The organism is Arthrobacter sp. 05T442 (assembly GCF_056395945.1).
Map to the genome: position 1 here is coordinate 20,083 of NZ_JBFTKM010000022.1, position 25,928 is coordinate 46,010.

Sequence of the window (25,928 nt, forward strand, 5' to 3'; positions counted from 1 at the left end):
CTCAGCGAATCCCGGCGGCTCCTCATCCGGCGCGCAGGGGCTTCGCGGCGCCGGCGAGCAGCAGCGCACCCAGAATCGGGACCCCGATAGCTAGCAGGGCCAGCCTGATTCCGTTCGCATCGCCAAGGTAGCCGAGCAACGGCGGACCGGCGAGGAACGAAATGTAGCCCAGTGTCGAGACGACCGACACGCGGGCGGCGGCGTGCCTGGGCTCGTCCGCTGCTGCCGACATGCCGACCGGGAACGCGAGGGCTGCTCCCACCCCCCACAGCTCGGCTCCGGCGGCGGCCAGCCAGATGTTACCGGCAAACACGAACAGCCCCAGCCCTGCCGCGGCCGCGGCCATGCTGGCGCGGAGGACCGCGACACGGCCATAGACGTCGATCGCCCGGCCGCCGAAGAAGCGCATGGCCGTCATCGCCAGTACGAAGGCTGCAAACAGCAGAGCACCCGTGGACTGCGAGGCCCCGAGCCCGTCTACAGACGCCTTGGCGATCCAGTCGTTGCCGGCGCCCTCTGTCAGTGTGGCGCCGAGGACCACGACGCCGATCAGCAGGGTACGGCCATCCCGCCAGGCCGCCCCGGCCGTGCGCGCAGTCTCATCTCCCGTTGCCGGAGGGGACGCCGGGACGTGCGGCAGGAAGTACCGCGGGGCCACGGCGGTCAGCACCGCAACCACCGCCGCGATGGCAAGCAAGTGCACCGGCAGCCCGACGCCGAGACCGGACAAGCCCGCGCCGATGAGGGCGCCCAGGAAGGCTCCGCCGCTGAAGGCCGCGTGGAACTGCGGCATGATGGTGCGCCCGAGCCGGTGTTCGACGTCGGCCCCTTCGATGTTCTGGGAAACGTCCCACAGGCCGATTCCGATCCCGAAGAAGAACAGCGCGATTGCCGTCCCGGGAATGGATGCCGCCAGCAGCGAGAGTGCCACTCCCACGCCGGCCGCGGCCGCCAGCAGACCGGCGGTCCGTACCGCGTTGGCCGTTCCAATCCGACCCACGACATGCCCCGCGGTGGGCAGCGCAATCAGCGAGCCGACGGCCACGCACAGCAGGAGGGTTCCCATCTGCCCCGAGGTGATGCGCAGGATGTCCGTGACCGCCGGGATGCGCGCCGCCCAGCTGGCGAAGACGAGTCCGTTGATGCCGAACACCAGGAACGTCGCCCCTGTCGCGGACTTGAGCTGAAGGTCTGTCGCGGTTTTGGTCATACCATCACTGCTTCCACTGAGTGTCGGGCGAGTTGGGCGAGTTCTTCGGGGCGGAGCGGCCGGTCAGTGACGAGGGCATCGACGGCATCCAAGGCAGCGACCAGTGCCACCGCGCTGGCGTTCCATTTGGAGTTTGAGCAGGCGACAATCACCCTCGACGCGGACTCCAGGCCGGCGCGCTTCACGGCGGCGTCGTCGAGATCGTGGGCCAGCAATCCGTCGCGGAGGTTCACAGCGCACGGCGTGACCACGGCCGTGTCGAAGCGGAGCGAACGGATATTCGCTTCCGTCATCGGCCCGCGGAAGGACAGTTCGCCCGGGACCAGGCTCCCTCCGGGCAGCAACAGTTCGGGGCGGCGTCCGGCTGGGGCGTCATCACCGGTCAGTGCACTGACGGCCCGCAAGGACATCGGCATGATCGTCATCTCGCGCTGCCGCAGCTGGCGGGCGATCTCCGTGGCAGTGGTGCCGCTGTCCAGCCAGAGATGGCCCCGGTCCTTGAGCATCGCCGCAACCCCGGCAGCAATACGCACCTTAACGCCGTGGTCCTCCAGCTCCCGCTGGCCGTACTCGGGGTTCTCACCGTGTATCAGCAGGCTCACGGCGCCGCCGTGGACCCTGCGCAGCACGCCGTGCAGGGCCAGGGCGTCAAGGTCGCGCCGGATCGTGGCGCCGGAGGCTCCGCAGGCGGCCATCAGCTCGTCGACCGTCACCTGCTCGCGGCTGCGCAGCAGTTCACCGATCAGGCGGTGCCGCTCACCAGTACTCATGTTCAAATGCTAACGAAACTTGCGCATTTAATCATTTGTTGCGCAGCGCGGGGCCACTCCGCGCCAAAAACAGGCCCCCGCGAATGGGCCGCATCTGACCCCGTGTTGCTGTCTGGACCTGCCGTGTGGGCTCCGCTGCCTGCGGTTAGCGGGCGCGCTCGACGCGTTTCTCGTCCCAGACCGGCTCGGCGGACTCGTAGACCTTGCCGTCGGAGCCGAAGACCAGGAAGCGGTCGAAGGTGCGGGCGAACCAGCGGTCGTGGGTGACCGCCAGGACCGTGCCCTCGAAGTGGTCGATTGCCCGTTCCAGGGCCTCGGCCGAGTGCAGGTCCAGGTTGTCGGTCGGCTCGTCCAGGAGCAGGAGCGTCGCACCGGAGAGCTGCAGCAGCAGGATCTGGAAGCGGGCCTGCTGGCCGCCGGAGAGGGATTCGTACTTCTGTTCCGACTGCCCGGCGAGGCCGTAGCCGTCCAGGGCCCCCGCCGCGGCTTCCCGGCCCAGCCCGGAGCGGTGCTCGTCGCCGCGGTGCAGGATTTCCAGCAGGGTCTTGCCCAACAGGTCTGGGCGGACGTGCGTCTGGGCAAAGAAGCCGGGCCGGATGCGGGCCCCGAGCTTAACGGTGCCCTCGTGCGGCACTTCAGCGATCTCCACATCGGAAACCGGCAGGTGCTCCCGCTCCGGGTCCGTGCCGCCGGTGGCCAGCAGGCGCAGGAAATGGCTCTTCCCGGAGCCGTTGGAGCCCAGGACGCCGACACGGTCGCCGAACCAGACCTCGGTGGAGAACGGCTTCATCAGTCCGGTGAGCTCCAGCTTCTCGGCCATGACCGCGCGCTTGGCCGTGCGTCCGCCCTTGAGCCGCATCTTCACGTTCTGTTCGATCGGCAGGGCCTCGGGCGGCCCTGCTTCGAGGAACTTCGCCAGCCGGGTCTGCGCGGCGTGGTAGCGGTTGGCCATGTCTGAACGGAATGCGGCCTTGTTCTTGTACATGTTGACGAGTTCCTTGAGCTTCACGTGCTCCTCGTCCCAGCGTTTGCGCAGTTCCTCGAAGCGGGCGTTGCGGTCCGCGCGGGCCTCCACGTAGGAGCCGAAGCCGCCGCCGTGGATCCATGCCCCGGCACCGTTGATGCCCGGTTCCAGGGTCACGATGCGCCCTGCGGCGTTGTTGAGCAGCTCGCGGTCGTGGCTGATGAACAACACGGTCTTCTTCGAGTCGTTGAGTTTGGCCTCAAGCCAGCGCTTGCCGGGGACGTCGAGGTAGTTGTCCGGTTCGTCCAGGAGCAGCAGCTGGTCGGGGCCGGCGAAGAGCGCCTCGAGCACGAGCCGTTTCTGCTCGCCGCCGGAGAGGCTCGACGCCGGGCGGTGCTGTGCGCGGTCGAAGGGCAGGCCCAGTGCGGCCATGCAGACCTCGTCCCAGACGGTCTCGACGTCGTAGCCGCCGGCGTCGCCCCAGTCCACGATCGCCTGGGCGTAGGCCATCTGCATGGGTTCGTCGTCGTGTTCGATCATGGCCAGCTCGGCGTCGTCCACTGCCCGCGCGGCAGCGGCCAGTGCGGGCGGGGCAGCGGACACAAGCAGATCGCGGACCGTCGAGTCGTCCCGGACCTGGCCGACGAACTGGCGCATGATGCCCATGTTCCCTGACCGGCCGATGACGCCTTCATCCGCGATGAGGTCACCGGATATGATCCGGAACAGCGTCGTCTTGCCGGTTCCGTTCGGCCCGATCAGCGCCGTCTTGGCGCCGTCCGGGACCTTGAAGGTCACCCCGTTCAGGAGCTGGGTGCCGTCGGAGAGGAAGTAGTCGATGCCGGAAACGTCAATATGAGCCACGCAGTCAATCTTCCCACGTGCATCTTCCCGCCCAAGCGGACGCTCCCGACGATGAGGGAGCGTCCGCCGATTCGCCGCCGGAACTGAGGGAGCGTCCGCCGATTCGCTGCCGGAACTGAGGGAGCGTCCGCCGATTCGCTGCCGGAACTGAGGGAGGGTCGGCTCAGCCGGCCTGGGTGAGGAACTGCTTCAGCAACGGCCCGGAGGTCGTGGCACCCAGGCCGCCGTCGTCCACGAACACCGCGACGGCGAGGTCTCCATGCACTGCCACGATCCAGGCGTGGGTCTTCGGCGGGTCATCCGTGCCGAATTCGGCGGTGCCGGTCTTGGCACCCACCGGCGCGCCCGGCACCGAGGCAAGGAAGCCGGCGTGGCCGGAAGTCACGACGGCGCGCATCATGTCCGTCAAATAGGCCGCTTCCGCGGCCGTCACCGGCGTGCCGGAGGTCTTCGCGGGGGCGGCTGGGGTCGTTGACGCGTCGCCGGCCGCGGTTGGCGAGGCCGGTGGCGAGGCCGGGGCAGAGCCTGTCGCCGCGGGGCTGCCGGGCGCGGGGGGCTGGGCGCCGACGGAGGCGTTCGGATTCAGCACGAGCTGCGCCGAAACGGGCGCTCCCTTGGCGACCGAGCCGGCCATGATGGCGGCCGCGAGCGGGGAGAGCAGGACCTTGCCCTGCCCGATCATGGAGGCGGCGTGTTCGGTGCCCTCGGCCGCGCCCGGGACTGAACCGAGGAAGGCCGCGGCACCCAGTGCCGGCGCCTCGACGGCGACCCCGAGGGAGGTGGCGGCGGCTTCCAGCTGCGCCTGGGTGACCTTGTCGCGCGCATTGATGAAGGCGGTGTTGCAGGAATGCGCGAAAGCCTCGCGGAGGGTCACTGAGCCCAGCGAGGACGCGGGGTACCCCTCAGCGTTCTTGAACGTCCGGCCGTCCACCGTCAGGGTCGGGGTACATTCGACCTTGGAGTCAGGGGTCATTCCGTTGCGGAAGAGCGCCAGGGAATCCACCATCTTGAAGATGGAACCCGGCGCGTACTGGCCAAGCATGGCCGTGTCGTAGCCGTTGCTGCCGGGCCCGGAAGCGGCCGCGAGGACGGCACCGGTCGACGGGCGGAGCGCCACGATGGCCGAGGCCGGACCGACCTTGCCCAGGACGTCCTCCGCCAGCTGCTGGAGCTTCGGATCGAGCGTGGTCTTCAGCGGGATCCCGGGCTTGATCGGCTCCTGGAATAGGATCCGGCGCGGGTCAGCGGCCGCAGCCTTGATCTCCTCGGCCGTCAGGCCGGACTTCTGGGCCCGGATCACGATGCCCTCGGATCCGCGCAGCTGCGCGTCATATTGCTGCTCGAGGCCGCCGTTGCCGGTGGTGTCGCCGGGCTTGAGCGCGCCGCCGGACTTCTCGATCTGTTCCGCGCTGGCCTCGGCGGCAGTTCCCAGCAGGGCCCGCGCGAACGTGCGGGTGGGGGCCAGCGGCAGCATGTCGTTGATGGCCCGGCCGCCGGGAACCGCTGAGATCTGTTCGTCGGTGATGGTCCGGCTGCCGTCTTCGCGCAGCGTAATGGCGGGAACGAACGCCTGGGCCCCGGCTGCCGCCACCTGCTTGGAGTACGCGGCCGGGTCCACGCCGACCAACTGGGCGAGCTTGGTGGCGGAGTCCGCGGCGTCGGCCCCGCCGAGCTGGGGCTTGTCGATGCCGACGTTCACCACCGGCCGGTAAGTGACCAGCGGGACGTCTCCCGCGCCGAGGATGGGTGCCCGCTGTGGTGTCTCGGTGGATGCGCTGAGGACTTCCCCGTCGGCCAGGTCCGGCACCAAAATGGCTGGATTCCAGACGGTGAGCCATTTGTCGCCCGCCTTCTTCAGCTGGGCGGAAACAGTGTATTTCCACTCGTCGGCGCCCACCTTCCAGGTGTAGTTGAGCGGGACCTTAGCCGTGTCGGCATCCATTTTCAGCTCTCCGGCCTCCACGGACGGCTTGGCCGGATCGAGTGCCTTGAACACCTCTTTGAGCTGGTCGTTTGCCGCCCCGGAGTCCTTGCCGTCAAAAGCGACGGAGCCGATGTCGAGCGCGGCTACCCCGGAAGCGAGCTTCTTCGCGGCGTCCTGGGCGCCGGAGCGCCCGTCATCGCAGGCCACCAGCGAGGCGCCAAGAACGAGACCCACAAGGGCGAGTGAAAGTTTTGATGAGTTCCCCATCGCGCCATTATGCACTGAGCTGCGGACAACTCCCTTGTCACATGACGCAGGCACATGATGCAGGCACATGGCGCGGGCACATGATGATGGGCCGCCGCCAGCGGGTAACGGGGCTCAGGTCCGCCGGATGACCCTGCGCTGCGTCGCGACGGAGATCGCCGCGGTGCGGTTGTCCACCCCAAGCTTCCCGTAAATGTGCACCAGGTGGGTCTTGACCGTGGCCTCGGAGATAAACAGCTGCTTCGCAATGGCCCGGTTGCCCATGCCGGTGGCCAAGAGTTCCAGGAGCTGGATCTCGCGGGCGGTCAACGCCGGCTCCGGATTCCGGATCCGGCCCATGAGCCGCGCGGACACTTCGGGTGCCAGTGCCGTCTGGCCGGCAGCGGCGGAGAGCACCGCCTGGCGGATCTGTTCCGGCGGCGCGTCCTTGAGCATGTAGCCGCTGGCGCCCGCTTCCACGGCGGCGAGGATGTCCGCGTCGGAGTCGTACGTGGTCAGGATGAGCACGGGCGGGGCCGGCTGCCCCGCTTCGCCGGCCTTGATCCTGCCGGTCGCCGTGACGCCGTCCATGCCGGCACCCATTTGCAGATCCATCAGCACGACGTCGACCGGCTCACCGAGGGTGTGGAGCCTGGCCAGCTCGGCCAGCGCCGCACCGCCGTCGGAGGCCTCAGCGGCAACCCGGATGCCCGCAAAATCGCTCAACATGGCCCTCAGCCCGGCCCGCACCACCGGGTGGTCATCCACAAGGAGCACCCGGATGTCGTTCACTGGTTTGCCCTGTCTGCAGCCGGGTGGGCGCCGGCCCCGGTTCCGAGCGGCAGGCGGATGGCCACCACGGTGCCCTCGCCCTCGGTCGATTCGATGTCCAGGCTGCCAGCCAGCGCGGCGACCCGCTGGCGGAGGGACTTCAGCCCGTACCCTGAGCCGTCAGCTCGTGCAGAGCGCCCCGCGACAGCGGCGGCGTCAAAGCCGGCGCCGTCGTCGTAAATGTCCATCGCGACCTCGCTGCCAAGGAAGGACAGGGTCACGACGGCCGAGCCGGCCTTCGCATGAACCCACACGTTCGCGAGGCTCGCCTGCGCGGCCCGGAGCAGGGTGGTCCGGTAGGGATTGGGCAGCTCCACCGGTGTGCCTTCCAGGTCAAAACGGCACCGTAGCCCCGCTCCGCGGGCGGCAGCCTCGGTCTCGGTCTTTTCGCAGAGCCGCCGCAGGCTATTGACGAGCGAACTTTCCTCCAGGACCGGGGGCTGCAGGTCGCGGACGAAATTGCGGGCCTCGGCAAGGTTGGCGGAGGCGGTGTCCTGGACGGTGCGGAGCCTGTCCTTCGCCGTGGCGGTGTCGCCGGAGTCGAGGGCATTCTCAGCCGAGCGGCCCATCAGCACGATGCTGGAGAAGCCTTGGGCGAGGGTGTCGTGGATCTCGCGGGCCAGCCGCGCCCGCTCGGCGAGCGTTCCGGCGTCGTGCTGGGTGCGTGCCAGTTCGGCACGCGTGCGGCGCAGCTCCTCCGCCGCACGCCGCTGGTTTGCGGCCTCCAGGTAAAGCGCACGGTAGGCGAGCCCGGTCACCACGGCAAAGGCCGCGCCGAACGCCGGCCCCAGGACCATGGGCAGCTGCAGGGCGGCCCCGGCTGCACCGCGGTTGTGGAACCACAGGGCGGTGATGACCAGCACCGTGCTCGCGGCGATCGCCGGCAGTGCCACTGCCCGCGGCAGCACGTGCAGTTGCAGGAAGAACAGCGGGAAGGCCAGCCACACAAAGTCCGCGCTGGCCCAGATCAGGAGCAGCCACAGGACCCCGACGGCGCCCAGCCACCAGGCGGAAAACGGTTTCGGGTCGAAACGCGACGGATCCTGGGCATGGCGCTTTTCCAGCACCGTGCCGGCCACATAGACGGCGGCGAGGGCCACGGCGAGGCCCAGCGTGAACCACTGGGTCCCCTCCACTCCAGCAAGGAGCAGCCGGACAAGAGCCACAAGGAGAAGCGCCGCGAAGCCGACGTGGAGGCTCACCCGCAGGACCCGAAGGATCACGGCCGCGTCAGTACTGCGTGTCTCCGTGTTGCAGGCTGTGTCCTCCATTCCTTCAGGGTAGTGCCGATGCGGCAGCCGGCCGCCGGGAAAGTGCCCGTGCGGCAAGGAATCAACCATTTGGTTGACCCGCGGACCCCCCGGGTGGAGGCGGTTGTTCAACCGACCGCCCGATGCCAATGCCGCGCCGGGGCGGGAGGGTTGAAGCACGGCCACAAACCCCCAGGAAAAGGACATCCATGTTTCTCGCCATCCGCGACATCCGCTTCGCCAGAGGACGCTTCGCCCTCATGGGCGGGGTGGTTGCCCTCATCACCCTCCTGCTCGTGCTGCTCTCCGGGCTCACGGCCGGTCTCGGCAACCAGTCGACGTCGGCAATCGCCGTCCTGCCGGCAGACCAGATCGTCTTCGGCGCCCCCGCCGGAAGCAGCCCGACCGCCTCCTTCACCGAGTCCGAGGTGACCCGCGCCCAGGTCTCCGGATGGGCCGCACGGGACGGTGTCTCCCGCGCCCGGGCCGTGGGCGTCAGCCAGAGCCGTTTCCAGGCGTTGGGCGCCGGTGGCACTCCTTCATGCACCGCCAACGTGGCGGTCTTCGGCACAGACGACGCCGGCGCGGGAGGCACTGGAATCGCCCCTGCACCCGTGGCAGAAGGGACGGTCGTGATCGGAGCGGCCCTGGCGAAGGAGCTGGATCTCAGCGTCGGCAGCCGCACGGGCGTCGGCGGATCCGAACTGACCGTGGCCGGTGTGGTTCCGGACCAGTGGTATTCGCATACCGGCGTCGTGTGGACCACGCTGGCGGACTGGCGGAAGCTGGCCCATATCTCCGGAAGCGATGCCGTCGCAACCGTGACCGCCGTGACGTTTGACGCCGGGGCCAGGGTCGACGTCGACGCCGCCAACGCGGCCGCCGGCACGGTCAGCGCCACCCGGGACGGCTCTTTCCAGGCCCTTGGTTCCTACAAGAGCGAGAACGGCTCGCTGCTGCTCATGCAGGCATTCCTCTACGGGATCTCCGCCCTCGTGATCGGGGCGTTCCTGACGGTCTGGACGGTACAGCGCACGCGTGACATCGCCGTGCTGAAAGCCCTGGGAGGTTCTTCCGGGTATGTCCTGAGGGACGCCATGGTGCAGGCTGCGCTGGTGTTGTTGGCCGGTGCCGCTGCCGGCGGCGCAGCGGGAGTCGCCGGCGGTTTCCTCGCCTCCCGGGTCGCACCCTTCCTCGTCACCCCAATGACCACGCTCCTGCCGGTAGCGGGCATTGTCCTCCTCGGCCTTGGCGGGGCGGCTCTCGCTGTCCGCAGCGTCACGCGGGTCGATCCGCTCATCGCCCTTGGCGGCAACTAATGCCCGGCGCAGCCGCGGCACTATACATTCCCCGAGAGGAATACATCATGAACCCTGCCCTCAGCCTCGTCGACGTCACGCTGGAGTACCCGGACGGCGACGGAACGCTCAAGGCCCTCGACGGCGTCAGCCTCACGGTCCGGCCGGGGGAGTTCCTGGCCCTGGTGGGCCCGTCCGGCTCCGGCAAGTCCTCCCTCCTGGCCGTCGCCGCCACCCTCGTCAGGCCGACGGCCGGCCTCGTGCTGATTGACGGGAAGGATGCAGGCGCGCTGACCGACGCCGGTCGCACTGCGCTGCGCCGCGAGAAGATCGGGATCATCTTCCAGCAACCGAACCTCCTGCCGTCGCTGACCGCGGTGGAGCAGCTCGCGATTGGTGACCACCTCCGCGGGAAGCCGGCCTCGGCTGCAGTGGAGCGCGCACAGGGGTTGCTGGATCTCGTCGGCCTCGGGGGCGTCCTGTCGAAACGGCCGCACCAGCTCTCGGGCGGGCAGCGTCAGCGCGTCAACATTGCCCGCGCACTCATGGGCAGCCCCGCGCTGCTGCTCGTCGACGAGCCGACGGCGGCCCTGGACCACGAACGTGGCGAGGCCATCGTTTCACTGCTGCGGCAGGTCACCGACGAGTTCAATGTCGCAACGGTCATGGTTACCCACGAGACGGAGTTTGTCCGGCTGACGGACGCGCGGGCGATCATGCGGGACGGCCGGCTCTCGGCAGCGCAGCTGGTGGGCTCTTAGGGTTCGAAGCCCAGGTCCGGCACGGGCAGACCGAACATGTCTTTAAGGGCATGCCTCGCCGCATGGTAGCCGGGCATCCCGGTGACGCCGGGGCCCGGCGGCGTCGAGGACGAGCACAGGTAGACGCCCGACAGGGGCGTCCGCCACGGCACCGGACCGACGACCGGACGCCGTAGCAGGCCCGGGACGTCCATCACGCCGGCACTGAAGTCCCCGCCGACGTAGTTCTCGTTGTACGCCGCCAGCCCGGCCGCCGTCGTCACCTTGAACTCGACGATGATGTCCCTGAATCCGGGAGCGAAGCGTTCAAGCTGGGCGATGACGGCCTCGCCCATGTCCACGGCGGAACCGGCCGGAACATGGCAGTAGCTCCAGAGCACCTGCCGCCCGGCCGGAGCACGTCCGGGATCGAAGCGTGACGGCTGCGAGACCAGGACGAACGGCCGGGCGGGGTGCCGGCCCGCCGCCACCTGGTTTTCCGCCTCGGCCATCTCATGCCTCGTCCCGCCCACATGGACTGTCCCGGCGTCCGCCAGTCCGGGGGCCGCCCACGGTACGGGGCCGGAGAGGATGAAGTCGACTTTGCAGGCTGCGTTCCCGAACCGGAAGGATTCCAGCGCCTGGCGGTAGCGTGCCGGAAGGCGTCCCTCCGCGAGCCGCAGGAGCCCGGGAGGGGCAACGTCAAGCAGGGTGGCTCTCGCGGGGGGCAAATCGGCCAGGGATCCGATCCGGTTTCCGGTCTCGACGACGCCGCCATGGGCTTCGAGGTCCGCGATGAGGGCGCGCGCGATTGCGGCCGATCCGCCCTGCGGAATGGGCCAGCCCCCGGCATGGCCCAGCGCGCCCAGCATCAGACCGGCGGCTGCCGCAGCCAGGGCAGGCAGCCGTCCGACGGCGTGGGCTGCGGCGCCGGTGAGCAGGGCCGGGGCCAATTCCTCCCGGAACCGGGCACCCCACAGGGGCGAGCCTTGCTCCAGCGTCCTGAGGCCGAACACGCCGGCGGCCGCAGGGTCCCTCGGTACCCGAAGGAGCTGGTTCAGGGCCACGTCCGTGATGCCTTCCACGCGTCGGACCAGGGGCGCCATCAGGCGGCCATAGGCAGCGCCGTCCCGCCCCAGCCCGGCAACTGTCCGGTCGAGGGAACGGTAGGCCAGTGCTGCCCGGCCGCCGTCGAGGGGGGAGCCGTACGAGACCTCGGGCGCGCTGAGGATGATGCGTCGGGAGAGTTCGAACTCCCGGAAGAAGGGGGACGCGAGTGCCATCGGATGCACTGCAGAGCAGACGTCGTGGAAATGGCCCGGCTCCATCAGTTCGGCGGTGCGAAGGCCGCCTCCGGGCGTGGGGGCGGCCTCGTATACGTGCACGTTGAGCCCGGCCCGCGCCATCGTCACTGCTGCGGCCAGCCCGTTCGGGCCGGAGCCGACGACGGCGACGTCAGGCATCGGCCGTCACCTTCCGCCAGGGCAGCAGCGAAGCCGAGGGCCGCAGGGGATCCAGCCGCAACCAGTCCGGGGCACGGTCGAAGGGCCCCCCGTGGGGATCATCCATGTCATGGCGGCGGATGACGTCATAGCCGGGGTCCCAGATGTCCCAGGCCACACGGACCATCAGGTATGCGGTGGCGAGCATGTGGAAGGCCACGGCAAGGACGTAGTACGGCATGTCGATGTTGTGTTGGGCCGCGCCGCCGCTCGTCACCTGCCCCAGGTACATCCAGACGGCAGCCCAGTGCAGCCCTTCGACGGCCTGCCAGAGAAGGAAGTCGCGCCAGCGTGGACGGGCGAGGGCGATCAGGGGGATCAGCCATAGGACAAACTGCGGGGAGTACACCTTGTTGGTGAGGATGAACGCCGCGACGATCAGGAAGGCCAGCTGCGCGAGCCTGGGGCGCCGGGGTGCCGTGAGGGCGAGCACGCCAACCAGGATGCAGGCCAGCAGGAACACGTTCAATGCCGCGGAGTTGATGGCTTCAGCCTGCAGCGGTGTCCAGCCCAGACGCCCGGCCACCAGGTTGTAGGCGAACCACGGGGAGCTGTAGCCCGCAGGCCGTTCCTGGGTGAACTGGTAGAAGTACTTCCAGCCGTCCGGGTTCAGGGCGGCTACCGGAACGTTGACCGCCAGCCAGGCGGCTGCCGCCGCACCGGCGGTGACCAGGACCGCCCGGAAGCGGCCGGTCCGCAGGGACAGCAGCAGGATGGCGCCCAAGATCAGCAACGGGTAGAGCTTCATCGCCGTGCCGAGGCCGATGAAGATCCCGGCAAGGACCAGCTTGTTGCGGGAAAAGAAGAACATCCCGGCGGCCAGCAGGCCGACAGCCCACATGTCCCAATTGATGACGCCCGCCAGGACAATTCCGGGGGCGAGGGCCACCATGGCGGCGTCCCAGGGCCGCCGGCGCGTCATCCGTGCCGTAGCGAGGACCGTGACGATCCAGACTGCCGCGATCAGCGTGGCGTTGATATCGAAGTAGGCCAGGGCGCGCGGGCTGCTGGCGCCGGTGCCCGGGACCAGCAAGGCCGTGGCGCCGGCGATGAACCCCATAAGCACGGGATATTCAAAGAAGCTGCCGTGCGTGATGAAGGGGAAGGCGCCGTCGGCAAGTCCGCGGTTCCGGAACAGCTCCGGGAAGTCGGAGTAGCACGTGGCGTAGAACTGTCCGGGGGATTCCCAGCCGTTGATGCGGCAGTAATTCTTGACCAGGATCCCCGTCAACGCGGCCAGGACGGTGAGCAGGACCAGAACCCGTTCCACGGTGAAGAATCCCGGCGAGACAATGCCCGGTGCCGAGCGGTGGCCCATGGGACCGCCGATTAGTTCTGTGAAGTTCCGTAGTAGCAGGTCGCTGCGGCTCGGGATGACCAGTCGGGCCCGTTTGCGGTGCTCCGGCGGCTTTGTCTCCTGCATGCCCTTGAGCTTACCGGGGCCGCCGCTGCCGGTCGCGCTTCGGCCGGGCCCGGAAGGCCGATTCGCCGCCGGCGCTTAACTGCGGGAGCCCACGCGTCGCCGCGTGGGCTCCTTGCAGACCGGTTCCGATGTCAGTCATCAGATCCTCCTTCGCTGAGCACAGTCCAGCTGAGGCACGGTTCCGCGCGCTGATGGTGCGCGGCGGCGGAAGCCCGTCGCTCAGCGGAGCAGGCCGATCTGGCGCATTGCGGCGAAGACGTCCTCGCGTTTCTGGTCGAGCAGCGCTCCGTTGAAACGGGTAGCTTCCCTGCGCGCCGGCTTCCTCGAAAAGATCAGGACGTCGCGGAGCTTTTTCATCATGGTTGTTACCTCCCGTCGGTGGCTTGGCTTGGGCGGCAGCGGCAGCGCCTCTGTCCGGCCGGGGCTGGTGTTGGTGTTGGTGTTGGTGGCGATCGACACGATGGACCTTTCTTTGGGTGGTGTTGTGTCTTTAGCCGGGGCTGCACCTTAGTGCAGCACTGCTGCAATGAATAGAATTGGGCATGGCAAATAAAGCCCCATTCATCAGAATGAACAATGGCTTTTCGGGTACGGCAATTAGCGGCCACTAATGGCACAGTAACTGGTCCGTAAATGCCCGGCAGCGGGATATGTTTCGCCGGAGCGAGGAATGGCCCCTGGCCGCGGTAGCGCAATGAACCCCAACAAGAAGCTGGGTTCCGAACTAAGGGGTGCTGCGCAACCTCGACGGTCCGCTTGTCCGGGCTGCTGCATAGGGACCTTCCTCATGGGAGGTCCCGCCTGTCACCCGGGCTCCACCGGCTGGCGGTGACGCCTAGACGGGGAGCGGGTGAATCAGGAGGCAGTCATTCCGGGAACCAGGCGCGGTTCAGCGACAGTGGCCGGGGAAGAGGCAAAGGTGACTTTCCATCCGCTAGTCAAAGTATTCATTTTCCCAACCTCCTTTTCCGTCCTGCCGTGGCTCCGGCTGACTGGCCGGGCGACGCGCGCCATGTCCCCGGCAAGACGCTCTGGGGACAGAAATAAAACTACCCTACGAATACAGCAGCTGACTACTGAATTCATAAAGTTTTTTGGAAGTTCTTTCCTTGAATGTATTTACAGGCCCCAGCGGACGATCGCCGGCGTTTTCTTATCCCAACCCAGTGTGCAGACCTTGGCGGTACCCAGCACAAAGTGCCGGCCCTCGTGGGGATCGAGTCCGAGCCACCTGGCGGTCAGGATGCGGGAGAAATGTCCGTGCGCGACGATCAGCACGTTATCCAGGCCCGATTCCAGCACCCTGGCCACGATCTTGTCGGCCCGCGCGGCGACGTCGTCGAGCGCTTCACCGTTGGGGACGCCGTGCGTCCAGATCAGGTATTCGGGGTTGTCCTTGCGGATGAGGTCTGAGCTGATGCCCTCGTAGTCGCCGTAGTCCCATTCCACCGCCAGCGGCTCCAGCTGGGCATCGGGGTAGCCGGCGAGTTCGGCGGTCCGGCGTGCGCGGCGCAGGGGGGAGGTCAGCACGAGGTCAAAGTCGACAGTCTCGAGAACCTTGCGCGCCTCCACGGCCTGCTGCTCGCCCTCCACCGTGAGCGGCATGTCGGTGAGCCCGGTGTACTGCCCGCTCTTGGACCATTCGGTTTCACCATGCCGCAGGATCCACAGCTGCGGACGCGGGCCGTTGGAAGGTGCAATCACTTAAAGCTCCTCAGTGGTGGACAGTTCGACGGCGGCTGAAGACTCGGGCTGAGCTGCCCACCATTCTCGAATTTTAGCCTCCGCCACGGCGGGATCAAGCGGGCCGTGCTCCATTCGTTCTTCCAGCAGGAACTTGTAGGCGCGGCCCACGACGGGCCCGGGTTTGAGTCCAAGGAGTGCCATGATTTGCCCGCCGTCCAGGTCCGGGCGGACGGCTTCAAGGGATTCCCGCTCCCGCAGGGCCGCGATCCTGGCTTCCAGGTCGTCATAGGCGAAAGATAGACGGTCCGCCTTGCGCTGGTTCCGGGTGGTGACATCAGAGCGGGTGAGCCTGTGGAGCCGCTCCAGCAGGGGCCCGGCGTCAGTGACGTACCGGCGAACGGCGGAATCGCTCCAGCCCGCATCGCCGTAGCCGTAAAACCGCATATGCAGCTCCACGAGCCTGCCGACCGCCTTAATGGTGTCGTTATCGAAACGCAGTGTCTTCATCCGCTTGGCGGTCAGTTTGGACCCCACCATGTCGTGGTGGCGGAAGCTCACCGCGCCGCCGGGCTCGAAGCGTCGCGTAGCCGGCTTGCCGACGTCGTGCATGAGCGCCGCAAACCGCAGCACAAAATCAGGGCCGGGAACGTCGCCGTCCGCGCCTGTTTCCAGTGCCGCGGCCTGCTCCAGGACCTGGAGCGAATGCTGGTAGACATCCTTGTGCCGGTGGTGCTCATCGGATTCGAGGCGCAGGGCCGAGACCTCGGGCAGGACAAACTCCGCGAGCCCGGTGTCCACCAGCAAGTCCACACCGGCGCGGGGATGGGCGGCGCAGATGAGCTTGACCAGTTCGTCCCGCACGCGCTCGGCCGAAATGATGGTGATCCGTTCGGCCATCCGGGTCATGGCCTCGCGGACGTCCTCGCGCAGGCTCACGCCCAGCTGGGCCGCGAAACGGGCGGCGCGCATCATGCGCAACGGATCGTCGGAGAAGGACGTTTCCGGCGGTCCCGGAGTGGCGAGGACGGAGGCGTGCAGGTCCCGGACGCCGCCGAAGGGATCTACGAGGTCCAGCATCGGCAAGCGCAGGGCCATGGCGTTGATGGTGAAGTCCCGCCGCAGGAGGTCATCCGTCAGGGAATGCCCGAACGCCACCACGGGTTTGCGGGAGTCGGCATCGTAGGCGTCGGCCCGGTAGGTGGTGATCTCGATCTGGAATCCGCCCTTGCGCATCCCAATGGTGCCGAAGGCGCGCCCGATCTCCCAGTAGTTGTCCGCCCACTTCCTGATCAGCGCAACAGTCTGGTCCGGGGTCGCGTCCGTGGTGAAGTCCAGGTCGGGGGACACCCTTCCGAGGAATAGGTCGCGGACAGGTCCGCCAACGAGGGACAGTTCATGGCCGGCGTCGACGAACCGCTGCCCAAGCTCCAGAACCACCGGGTCCACCTGGAATTCAACGGTGTGGGTGTCAATCTTGTGATGTGCGTGCGCCATAGTTTCTTAAGCTTGTCAGAAAACCGCGCGAGCACCACACAGGATCCGTCGCATAATCCCGGCGTTGGCCCCGGACGGGACCGGGCAAGGACCGCGGCGGCGGCAAACCACTTTCCCGGCCGTCCACTTTCGAGCCATGTTTAGGTCATCAACAGCGGACAAGAGTAGTTAGAGTGGACTTCATGGCCCACCCCGTACCGAGCGCTCCCGGCAGGAGGACAAACGCACCATTGCCATCGGCAATCGGTGCCAATGTCGCGCCCGTCCAGCACACGGGACAGGCCTCCCTGCCCACCGTGGAGGAAATCTCTGCCGGCGGCGTCGTGGTGGACACGTCCGACGCCGAACTGAGGGTTGCGATTATCGCCCGGCTCAACCGCGGAGGACGCCTCGAATGGTGCCTGCCGAAGGGACATCCGGAAGGCAAGGAAAGCAACGAGGAAGCCGCCGTGCGCGAAATCGCGGAGGAAACGGGCATCGAAGGCAAGATCCTCGCGCCGCTCGGAAGCATTGACTACTGGTTCACTGTCAGCGGACACCGGGTCCACAAGACCGTCCATCACTATCTGTTGCAGGCTACTGGCGGGGAACTCACCATCGAGAACGATCCCGACAAAGAAGCTGTCGACGTTGCCTGGGTCCCCATCCACGAACTGGCCCGCAAGCTCTCCTTCCCGAACGAGCGCCGGATTGCCGATCTCGCCAAGGAAGTCCTCCCGGAAGACCGCTGAGGGAATCCGGGGCACGCGGGCCGCCGCTTCCGGCCACGGGTGACGCGCAAAGGCACGCCCGGGTGAGACGATGAAGACAATGTCATCCGCCAAACCCACCCCCTCACGCCCCGGTCCCGCCGATTCCCAGGCCGCCCACCCCGGCGAAGCACGCTCCAGCGCCATCATGGCCGCCGGAACCCTGGTTTCGCGTTTCCTGGGGTTCGGCAAGACCTGGATGCTGGGAGCCGCGCTTGGCCTCGGCTCCACCGTCAACGACACGTTCATCAACGCCAACAACCTGCCGAACCTGATCTTCTTGCTGGTCGCGGGCGGTGTCTTCAACGCGGTTTTGGTCCCGCAGATCATCAAGGCCAGCCGGGCGCCTGACAGGGGAGCTGACTACATCAGCAGGCTCCTGACGCTCGCCGTCGTGGTGCTGCTGACGTTGACCCTGCTGGTGACGCTGCTGGCACCGTCCGTCATCGAGCTGACGACGCAGGGCTATTCGCCCCAGCAGAAATCGCTGGCCGTGTCTTTCGCATTCTGGTGCCTTCCGCAGATTTTCTTCTACGGCCTGTATGCCCTGCTGACCCAGGTACTGAACGCCAATGGCGCATTCGGACCGGCAATGTGGGCTCCGATCCTGAACAACATCGTGGCGATCGCCGGACTAGGCATGTTCATCGGGATCATGGGCGCCAACGTCGCCAACCCGCACACACTCGACAACTGGGGATCCTTCCAGACGATTTTGGTGGCCGGGTTCTCCACGATCGGCGTGATCGCCCAGACTGCCATCCTGCTGGTCCCGGTGTTCCGGCTCAGGCTCGGCCTCCGGCCCCGCTTCGGATGGAGGGGCGTCGGGCTGGGCCAAGCCGCAAGACTGAGCGTCTGGACCCTGGCTACCGCCGCCGTCGGGCAGCTTGCATTCCTGTATGTCATGCGCATTGCCACGATCCCCGGTGCCGAGCGGCTGCGCCTGGAACACGCCGGTGACCCCGCCGCGGCCACCCTGCCAGGAAACGCCGTGCTGGAAGTGGCCAGCCAGCTCTATCTGCTGCCGCATTCCATCATTGCGCTGTCCCTGGCCACCGTGCTCTTCAACCGGATGACCCGCGCCTCGCAGGATGGAAACCGGGCCGAGCTGCGGAACGCACTGTCCCACGGCCTGCGGACCATGGCCGTCGCCACGGTATTCGGGGCGCTGGCGCTGTTTGCCCTCGCCGGCCCGCTGGGCATGTTCTTCTCCGGCGGGAAGCCGCAGGACGGCGTCATGCTGGCCCAGACGCTGACCATCCTGGCACTCAGCACGCCCTTCATGAGCGCCAACTTCATGATGTCCCGGGTCTTCTACGCCAACGAAGACGCACGCACGCCGTTCTTCATCCAGCTGGTCCTCGCCCTGGTCAACGTCGTGTCCGCTTTCTCCATCCAGTTCCTGCCGTTTGACCAGATCATCTTCGCCATCGCCATCCTCTACACCGGCGGCAACATCCTCTCCGTCATCGTCAGCGCGTTATTCCTGCGCCGGCTCCTCGGACACCTGGACGGGCCGCGGATCGCCAACTCCTATATCCGCATGGGCTATGCGGCACTCGGCTCCGCAATCGCCGGCGCGCTGGGCCTGTGGCTGCTGGGCAGCTACAGCCCGGACGGGTTCGCCTGGAGCAGCCGCATTGCAGCGCTGGCGACGATCGCCGTCGTCGGACCAGTGATGCTGGCCGTCTACCTCGTCCTGCTCAAGGTCTTCCAGGTCACCGAACTCCGGGATCTGCTGCAGCCGCTGCTGGGCCGGCTCCGGCGGGGACCGTCCCCGGAACCCGGCGGCCAGGCCCGCACCGAACCCGGCAAGGACGGCGCCACCCCTGCACGGACGGCCCCCGAACGGGCCACAGTCTCCGTCGATACGGGCCTGATTCCGAGGATCTCCGGTGAATTCGATGCGGCATCCTTCCGCGCCGGGCCTGACATCAGGGACGAAGACGCAGCTTCCTTCGGCCGGCCCGCGGGACCGGAGGGCGGCTATCTCCCCGCGGAAGACCTTCCCAGCACCGCGCAAGGGGGCTTGGGCCGGGGCGACGTTCCGCTCCCGGGGCGCAGGACCTATCAGGGCCCGGTGGGTCACAATCCATATTTTCCGTTTGGACGGAAGAAGAAAAAATGATCTTCGACCGCTTTCGAACAGCCGGGCCTCCACGGCGCGGACAGCGCATCGGCTAGGATCGAAGACTAACAAGGAGAGTTGCAGGCCAGCGGCCAACCGGCTTAACGGGGGGCTGATCGTCACTCATAAGGTGACCAGCGTCGGTAATTGCCGGACAGCTTAGGAGGAGCCCGTGTCCCACCCGATCGATGTCGGATCAGTACTCGGTGGCCGTTACAAGGTCACTGCTACAGTGCTGACCTCGCATGACCAGGATCTGGTGCTGGACGGGATGGACCAGGTCTTGAACCGTCCCGTGAGCATCCTTGTCGCGGGACCGGGCAACGCTGATCAAGTGGCGCAAAGTGCGCGCGAGGTGGCCACAGGCGAGCGGCCCGGCAGCGTCCAGATCCTGGATCTTGGCGTCAGCGAATCCACTACATACCTGATCACCAACCACACTTCAGCGGCTGACCTACTGGATCTGGTGGTGTCATCCAACCCTCCTTACGTTGAACCCTTCTTCACTGACACGCTCGGCAGCGAAATCTTCGGGCAGGCCCGGTCCAACGAACCCGAAACCTACGACGGGCTATACGACGACGAGGAAGTCGACGCCGGGTACATCGACTACGGTCAGGGCCAGCCGGCCGCAGCCCAGCAGCCGGGTTCCCCTGCTGCATCTCCGGTAAGCCGCCCGGCAAATGCACCGTCGCGGCCGACGGCGTCGCCCTCCCCCGGTGCAGGCGCAGCTGCGGCTGCAGCAGGACTTGCCGGCGGCGCCGCGGCGGCCAGCGCAGCAAAGTCCCCCCAGACCGCGCCGCAGGAAGCGGCACCGCACTCGACGGCGCCCCAACCTGTCCAGAACGCTGCTGCCCGCAGGCCGGCCGAGCCGACCGCCGCCCAGCCGGTGGCCGCCGCCGAGTCACCCAAAGTGTCTCTGTGGTCCGACGACGACTACACTGGCGGCGACCAGCGCACGGCCGTTCAGCCCACGCGGGATAAGCCCGGCGCCGGCGTCGGTCAGGGTCGCGCAAGTGCCTCCGCCGGCATGGCCGCAGGAGGCTTGGGGGCGGCAGACCGTGCTCCCGGCAACTTCCCGGCGTCTGCCAGGGACACTGCCGAGGACGACGAATATTACGGCGACGAGGACGACGAGCCCCGTCGCGAACCGCGGTCCATGCGCTGGCTCGTCGGCGGGCTTCTCGCCGCTGTCCTCGTTGTAGGGCTGATCTTTGCTGTAACCAACCTCGGAAGCCTCTTCAAAAGCAGCCCGCAGCCCAATGCTGTGGCAACATCCTCGTCCAGCGCACCCGAGCCGTCGGCGGCGTCCGGTGCGCCTTCAGCAAGCGCCAGCAACGCACCTGTAGCGGGCCCTCCTGCCATCGAGGGAGTAACCCGGCTTGGCAACTTCGATTTTGCCGCCACCTACGACGGTGATCTGGTCAAGACCTTCGACGGAAACGGTGCCAGCTTCTGGTCGGACATGGAGTTCGCCACAGACAACTGGGGCGGTCTCGCCACGGAAGTGCCTTTGGTGGTCAAGCTAAAGGGTCCCTCCAAGATCTCCTCCGTCACGCTGAGCCAGCTTGGGGCGTCCGGCGGCAGCATCAGCGTCTTCACCAACGACAGCCCGTCCCTGGATGGGGCCAAGCAGGTCGGCAGCAACAGCTTCACCTCCCCGGACCTGACGATGCCACTGCAGGAGCCTGTTACGGCGCAGTACGTAATTGTGTCCATCAAGTCACTTCCGAAGCTGGCCGCCCCGAAGACCCGCTACGGTTATGGGCTCCGCCTGGCCGAGATCAAGGTGCAGTAGGGCTGCGCATCTGAGACACGGCGGCCATCTGTCTTCGCGGGTTAGCCGGTAGCCTAGGTGATGGTGTCCTTTTGTGATGCCCGGCTGGGCCGGAATATTCAGCACCATGTAGTAGTTGTGCCATGTGGCCGGCCACCCAGGCGGGCGCATCGACAAAGGAAGAGGTTCACCGTTCAGTGAGCAACGCAGAAAACACCGCGTCCGAAGTACGTGATGTCATCATCGTCGGCTCCGGCCCTGCGGGTTACACCGCCGCGGTGTACACGGCGCGAGCCAACCTCAAGCCCCTGATGCTCGCAGGATCGGTTACCGCCGGCGGCGAACTGATGAACACGACAGACGTCGAGAACTACCCGGGATTTCCCGAAGGCATCATGGGCCCGGACCTGATGGAGAACTTCGAGAAGCAGGCTGCCCGTTTCGGAACTGAAATCCAGTTTGAGGACGTTACCGAACTGGACCTCGACGGTGACATCAAAACCGTGACCATAGGAACAGGGGAGACCTTCCAAGCCCGCGCCATCATCCTGTCCACGGGTTCGGCGTACCGTGAGCTTGGCCTGCCGAACGAAAAGCGGCTCTCCGGCCACGGTGTGAGCTGGTGTGCAACCTGCGATGGTTTCTTTTTCAAGGACCAGGACATCGCCGTGATCGGCGGCGGTGACTCGGCCATGGAAGAGGCCCTGTTCCTCACAAAGTTCGCCAAGTCCGTCACCGTGGTGCACCGCCGCGACACGCTCCGGGCCTCCAAAATCATGGCAGACCGCGCACTGGCGCACGAGAAGATCAGCTTCGTGTGGAACACCGGCGTCGAGGACGTCCTTGGCGGGGACAAAGTTACGGGCCTTCGCCTGAAGCACCTCGTGGACGGTACAGAAACCGAACTGGCTGTCACCGGCGTGTTCGTAGCGATCGGCAACGATCCCCGCACCGATCTCGTCAAGGACAAGCTGGAGCTGACCCCGGAGGGAACTATCGCCGTCGACGGCCGAACCTCGAAGACCAGCGTCAGGGGCGTGTTCGCCGCGGGTGACGTCATCGACCCTACCTACCGACAGGCAATCACCGCCTCGGGTTCCGGTTGTGTAGCCGCCCTCGACGTCGAGCACTACCTCGCAGACTTCCACGCCTAAACGGCGCGCAGGAACCAACCGGAGAGAGAGCAAGGTTATGAGCAACGCAAAAGACGTAACAGACGCAAGCTTCAGCACCGACGTACTGGCCGCCGACAAGCCGGTCATCGTGGACTTCTGGGCCGAATGGTGTGGTCCCTGCCGAAAGCTTGGCCCCATTCTCGACGAGATTTCGGTCGAGTACAGTGACAAGGTCAACGTGGTCAAGGTCAACGTGGACGACAACCCGGGCATTGCTGCGGAATACGGCATCACGTCCATCCCCGCCGTCTACCTGTTCCAGGGCGGCGAAGTGAAGGGCACTGTAATCGGCGCCCGGCCCAAGCAGTTCTTCGAAAAGGAATTCGCGGACGTTTTGTCTTAGTCCACGCTCACGTGCATGCCGCTGGGCCTGCGTGTGTCGGTGGCCCCCGCTTCTTGGATGCGGGGGCCGCTTTCGTTTGGCAGCTTCGTTGCCCTCGGCTCGGCTCGGGTACGGCGGCAGTCTGCCCGACAGATCATCGAGCCGGAGTCGAAGTCGTCGTATTCCCCTGATAACGGTTTAGTTACTCCTGCATTGTGTGGCAGCGGTCCCGACGCGAGATGCGCCCCTTCGCTGTGCCAGGCCTGGCCCATTGACGGAGAAGAACCTCAGCGTGCCTCGCTGGCGGTGGTCCGGCGCTTCGGCTGAGTGCCGAATCTGGTCCTTCCTGTTTCACGTGAAACATCGGCTGTCACGGGCTCCAGAACATGGTTGTAAGGGTCCGCGCCTCTCGTCGGGGTAATCATTGACACGGAACACAACGGCGGGCATCCGCATCGCGGCGGACCCGTTTCTGCTTTGTGCAAGTTGGAACCGCAGCCTTCGGCGCTGCTGACGCCTAGGGGGATTTCGTCCGGGACGCAGCGGCTTTCCAGCGAGAGGTAGGGGGCCGTTCCGGCTGGACCGTTCACAAGTCGGCAGACGAGCCGACGGGATATTTCGACCGCCCGACCGGGCACCTTCCAGCCGGCCCATGTGGGCGCATATCTTGCGGGAAGGCCCGTGCTGGCTCGACGAAGCAACCGCGGGCGGCGGCGGGGGACCGATACCCACTGCTGATTGTCAGGGCTCGTGAATGTTTCACATGAAACGCGATGCTCCCCGTCCGTCAGGACATGCGTTGATCCGGTGTCATATGCCGCAGGAGCCTCATCAGCTCTAGCGGGATAATGCGGGCAAGCTGCCCGAACCTCTGCGGACTGTGCTGGGGAAGCAGATGGCCAAAGCTAATGGTTGGTGTCTAGTGAATGTTTCACGTGAAACACTATGCTCCAAGGCGGTATGTCTGGTCCGCGGACCCGGCACCCGAGGGAGCCTGACCAGGATGTTCTCCCCGGACCCGCGCCGCCAGCCATGCGCCTGTGCAGGCTAACCGACGTTCACGTGGCGCATTGCGAGCGAGCATCTTCACGGATTCTCGTGCCCCTCGATTCTTGTCCGTTGGTGCACTTCGGAGAGACCCTCTGTGCCGTGGTACTGCGTTTGGGCGAACAATTGATACGCGACTATTAGATAGCCTGTCCGCGTGCACCAGGCCGCCCCGACGCCGGCCCCCGCAAACACCCTCAGTGGGCCGCTTCCAGCCAAGCGGCCAGAGCGGCCGAGCGGTACGGCACACGCGTCAGTCTCTCCGAAGTGGGCGGCGCTCAGCCCACCAAAGGCACCGCCCCGCCATGCCTGCGACGTGACAAGCATTGGTGCTGAGGCTAAGCGCCTCCGGTGGTTCGCCGCTGCATGAGCCGTGCATCGCTGTTTCACGTGAAACAGTGCGGACTCGCTGGGGTTCATCCGGGCTGCAGGAGAGCTTTCCGATGGCGACCCGGGAGGGCGTGCGCGCCCGCCCGGGGGATGCGGTGCCCCCAAAACATGAATACGCACGGCATCGGCCTCTCTAAATGCTGCCGCGGGACTCGCGATCCTTGGCTCGTACAGTCCGGGCCTGCCATGATTCCTCAACCCACAGACAACTCGGACCACCGGCCACCCCCTGGCGACGTCAGATTGGCCGGCGCCGTTCTTGATGGGAATCTCACCGGCACTCATTACCGCATCACCGTTTCATCTCATCGGTGACAACCTACCGACCCGAAAATGAGCACTCCGGGGGGCGTCACGAGGGCGGCCGAGAAGGCAGGGGAGACCTGGATGACGGCCGTGTCCCGCCACAACGCAACCCGCTGAACAGCCCAGCCCCGCCGCGAGGGAACGGTCCCGGGATGTCACGGACGTCCCGACGTGAACCCCGGCAGCTTGGGCCATTCGTACGGGCGAAGGGTCCTCTGACTGACGCATCAGGGCGCGCGGGGGCCGACTGGCACATGTCGGATCCGTGGCCGGAGACCCGCTGCAGCGGCCGGCGCCGATGCGCGTTGCGTCCGGACCCATGCTTCCTGCGCGACTCGAGGGCGTACATTGCCCTCGGGTGCTCGACGGCCCTGGACCAGGCAGTTCCCCTGCTGCGGCTTTCGAATCAGGGATGATAACTGTAGGACACCGAGTTGGCTCTGCGCCGCCGCACAATCCGGTCAATCTCCGGCACCTCCAGTGATGGGTCTCGACGAGGGATCGAACCGAGACACCATGTTTTCCACCTCTCCGTCCTCGGACCTCCACGCAGAAGGCTGGATAGAAATGCCGACCGCAGGACCGCTATGCGTGCAGTCCGCGCCCTCAGCAATCAACCCGACAGACCTCAGGTGACTCGGGGCCAGGGCGTCAGCTGGCCCGGTTTCCTTCCAGGCGCCGCAGCCTTCGACGGTGGTTGGTCCGCGTCTTGCTTTCCCGCGCCGGAACCCCTGTTCCTTCCAGCTCCGTGGGACCGTCGTGGAGCGCGCTCGAAGCTCCAGCACGCCTCGTTTAAACCCCGCAAAGGATCCCCGGCTACGCCGCTGCCGATGCGTTTTCCACAGAACTTATTCACATCGTTATCCACAGGGTCTGAGACATTGTTCACAGCTGTGGTCACCGCGGCGGGCCCCGCCCATTCATCCGCTTAGAGCTCACCCCGGCCGGCCTGCCGGAGTCCGGGCAGTCAGGGTCTCCCGCGGATAGCTGACGGGGAGCTGCCGCGTGCACGGGAAAGAGCGCACAATTGCGTCCTGATGTCGCAGAAATTAACCGGAGTACGTGGATTTTCTTGGCGCGCGCCAGAGCGAGCGAAGCGGCTTCAAGCCGTGCAGGTGCATGTTTCACGTGAAACGTCCCAGGCCCTCCTGCTGACTGCGTGCGGTGAAGCCGAAGACGGCAATGTCCCGAGAGACCGCCTCCGTCGAACGTCGAAAGGGCTGCGCCTGGTAATCCACAAAGTTATCCACAGCGATATCCACTGTCGTATCCACCGCGTGATCGGGGTGTGGACTTGAGAGACGACCGTGCGAGGAACTGGCCGTGTGGGTCGGTCCCGTCTCCGATGATGCCTGCGGCGATAGACCGCCGTCGCCTCAGACAGGTGCCGGGCGTGGAACGGTCGTGTCGTGGACCTGTCACCCGCGATGTGTCGACCTCCACCGGCCGCCGACATGGCATCGCAGCAGGCTGCATAGCTGCAATCTGGCTTCCTGCCGGCTGGCTTCGGGGGAGCGTCGCGCGGAGTCATGGTGTGCTTCCGATGCGCCGCCTGAACACGAAGATCCGCCGGCCGGGCACTTGATGGCAAGGCCGCTCCCAGACCAGGTCGTACGGACGGAGGACGAACCTCATCCCCCCATCCATACGGACTCACACGGCACGCACATTTTGTCCTCAGGGGGTAGTGCCCATTAGCGTGGTGTAACGGCCCGGCCCCGGGCGTGTTGTTCCCGAACGTGAGGCGGCCATCGCGTGATTCTTGGAAAGACCGACCAAAGTCTTCTCTCAAGGAGTTACCACGCGATGACCGCACCCCATATTATCGACCC

The 25,928-nt window shown here is 66.5% G+C and carries 18 protein-coding genes; 7 read left to right on the top strand and 11 right to left on the bottom strand.

Features of this window, described 5'->3' with window-relative positions; all coding sequences use genetic code 11:
• Positions 1–22: 22 nt before the first annotated feature.
• From AC1DES_RS16900 to AC1DES_RS16925, 6 genes are all read right to left on the bottom strand, one after another.
• Positions 23–1,210, bottom strand: a complete 1,188-nt coding sequence (locus tag AC1DES_RS16900; RefSeq protein ID WP_476896860.1) for an MFS transporter — start codon at positions 1,208–1,210, stop codon at positions 23–25.
• Complete coding sequence (locus AC1DES_RS16905; protein ID WP_476896861.1) at positions 1,207–1,980, bottom strand: DeoR/GlpR family DNA-binding transcription regulator; 774 nt, start codon at positions 1,978–1,980, stop codon at positions 1,207–1,209. Before AC1DES_RS16905 ends, AC1DES_RS16900 begins: the two co-directional genes overlap by 4 nt.
• A gap of 145 nt (positions 1,981–2,125) precedes the next feature.
• Positions 2,126–3,808 carry an ABC-F family ATP-binding cassette domain-containing protein gene (locus AC1DES_RS16910; protein ID WP_476896862.1) on the bottom strand — a complete coding sequence of 561 codons (1,683 nt, stop codon included), beginning with the start codon at positions 3,806–3,808 and terminating at the stop codon, positions 2,126–2,128.
• A gap of 163 nt (positions 3,809–3,971) precedes the next feature.
• Positions 3,972–5,999: a penicillin-binding transpeptidase domain-containing protein gene (locus tag AC1DES_RS16915; RefSeq protein WP_476896863.1), complete on the bottom strand. Its 2,028-nt coding sequence runs from the start codon at positions 5,997–5,999 to the stop codon at positions 3,972–3,974.
• A 114-nt stretch (positions 6,000–6,113) separates the two neighbouring features.
• On the bottom strand, positions 6,114–6,770 hold the full coding sequence (locus AC1DES_RS16920) for a response regulator (RefSeq protein ID WP_476896864.1): 657 nt from the start codon (positions 6,768–6,770) through the stop codon (positions 6,114–6,116).
• Positions 6,767–8,080 (bottom strand): sensor histidine kinase, encoded by a 1,314-nt coding sequence (locus AC1DES_RS16925; protein WP_476896865.1) that lies wholly within the window; start codon positions 8,078–8,080, stop codon positions 6,767–6,769. The genes AC1DES_RS16920 and AC1DES_RS16925 overlap by 4 nt, the downstream gene beginning before the upstream one ends.
• 188 nt (positions 8,081–8,268) lie before the next feature.
• Here AC1DES_RS16925 and AC1DES_RS16930 point away from each other — a divergent pair, with 188 nt between their 5' ends.
• Positions 8,269–9,378, top strand: a complete 1,110-nt coding sequence (locus AC1DES_RS16930; protein ID WP_476896866.1) for an FtsX-like permease family protein — start codon at positions 8,269–8,271, stop codon at positions 9,376–9,378.
• A 47-nt stretch (positions 9,379–9,425) separates the two neighbouring features.
• Positions 9,426–10,118: an ABC transporter ATP-binding protein gene (locus tag AC1DES_RS16935; protein WP_476896867.1), complete on the top strand. Its 693-nt coding sequence runs from the start codon at positions 9,426–9,428 to the stop codon at positions 10,116–10,118.
• Here AC1DES_RS16935 and AC1DES_RS16940 read toward each other — a convergent pair.
• From AC1DES_RS16940 to AC1DES_RS16960, 5 genes are all read right to left on the bottom strand, one after another.
• The gene (locus AC1DES_RS16940) at positions 10,115–11,560 is read right to left on the bottom strand and encodes a phytoene desaturase family protein (RefSeq protein WP_476896868.1); all 1,446 of its coding nucleotides are present in this window, start codon (positions 11,558–11,560) and stop codon (positions 10,115–10,117) included. The two genes, AC1DES_RS16935 and AC1DES_RS16940, sit on opposite strands and share 4 nt — an antisense overlap.
• Positions 11,553–13,022: a glycosyltransferase family 87 protein gene (locus tag AC1DES_RS16945; protein WP_476896869.1), complete on the bottom strand. Its 1,470-nt coding sequence runs from the start codon at positions 13,020–13,022 to the stop codon at positions 11,553–11,555. Before AC1DES_RS16945 ends, AC1DES_RS16940 begins: the two co-directional genes overlap by 8 nt.
• A 219-nt stretch (positions 13,023–13,241) precedes the next feature.
• Complete coding sequence (locus AC1DES_RS16950) at positions 13,242–13,481, bottom strand: hypothetical protein (RefSeq protein ID WP_476896870.1); 240 nt, start codon at positions 13,479–13,481, stop codon at positions 13,242–13,244.
• A gap of 660 nt (positions 13,482–14,141) precedes the next feature.
• Positions 14,142–14,726, bottom strand: coding sequence for a histidine phosphatase family protein (locus tag AC1DES_RS16955; RefSeq protein ID WP_476896871.1), 585 nt, complete (start codon positions 14,724–14,726; stop codon positions 14,142–14,144).
• Entirely contained in the window at positions 14,727–16,202 is a 1,476-nt protein-coding gene (locus tag AC1DES_RS16960) for a CCA tRNA nucleotidyltransferase (RefSeq protein WP_476896872.1), read from the bottom strand.
• A gap of 182 nt (positions 16,203–16,384) precedes the next feature.
• On the opposite strand from AC1DES_RS16960, the gene AC1DES_RS16965 reads away from it, so the two are divergent.
• From AC1DES_RS16965 to trxA, 5 genes are all read left to right on the top strand, one after another.
• On the top strand, positions 16,385–16,933 hold the full coding sequence (locus tag AC1DES_RS16965) for an NUDIX hydrolase (protein WP_476896873.1): 549 nt from the start codon (positions 16,385–16,387) through the stop codon (positions 16,931–16,933).
• A 79-nt stretch (positions 16,934–17,012) separates the two neighbouring features.
• The gene (gene murJ / locus AC1DES_RS16970; protein ID WP_476896874.1) at positions 17,013–19,079 is read left to right on the top strand and encodes a murein biosynthesis integral membrane protein MurJ; all 2,067 of its coding nucleotides are present in this window, start codon (positions 17,013–17,015) and stop codon (positions 19,077–19,079) included.
• A 172-nt stretch (positions 19,080–19,251) separates the two neighbouring features.
• Positions 19,252–20,877: an ABC transporter substrate-binding protein gene (locus tag AC1DES_RS16975; protein ID WP_476896875.1), complete on the top strand. Its 1,626-nt coding sequence runs from the start codon at positions 19,252–19,254 to the stop codon at positions 20,875–20,877.
• A 176-nt stretch (positions 20,878–21,053) separates the two neighbouring features.
• Positions 21,054–22,010, top strand: coding sequence for a thioredoxin-disulfide reductase (trxB, locus tag AC1DES_RS16980; protein WP_476896876.1), 957 nt, complete (start codon positions 21,054–21,056; stop codon positions 22,008–22,010).
• Between the two features lie 37 nt (positions 22,011–22,047).
• Positions 22,048–22,374, top strand: a complete 327-nt coding sequence (gene trxA / locus AC1DES_RS16985) for a thioredoxin (protein WP_476896877.1) — start codon at positions 22,048–22,050, stop codon at positions 22,372–22,374.
• Positions 22,375–25,928 lie beyond the last annotated feature (3,554 nt).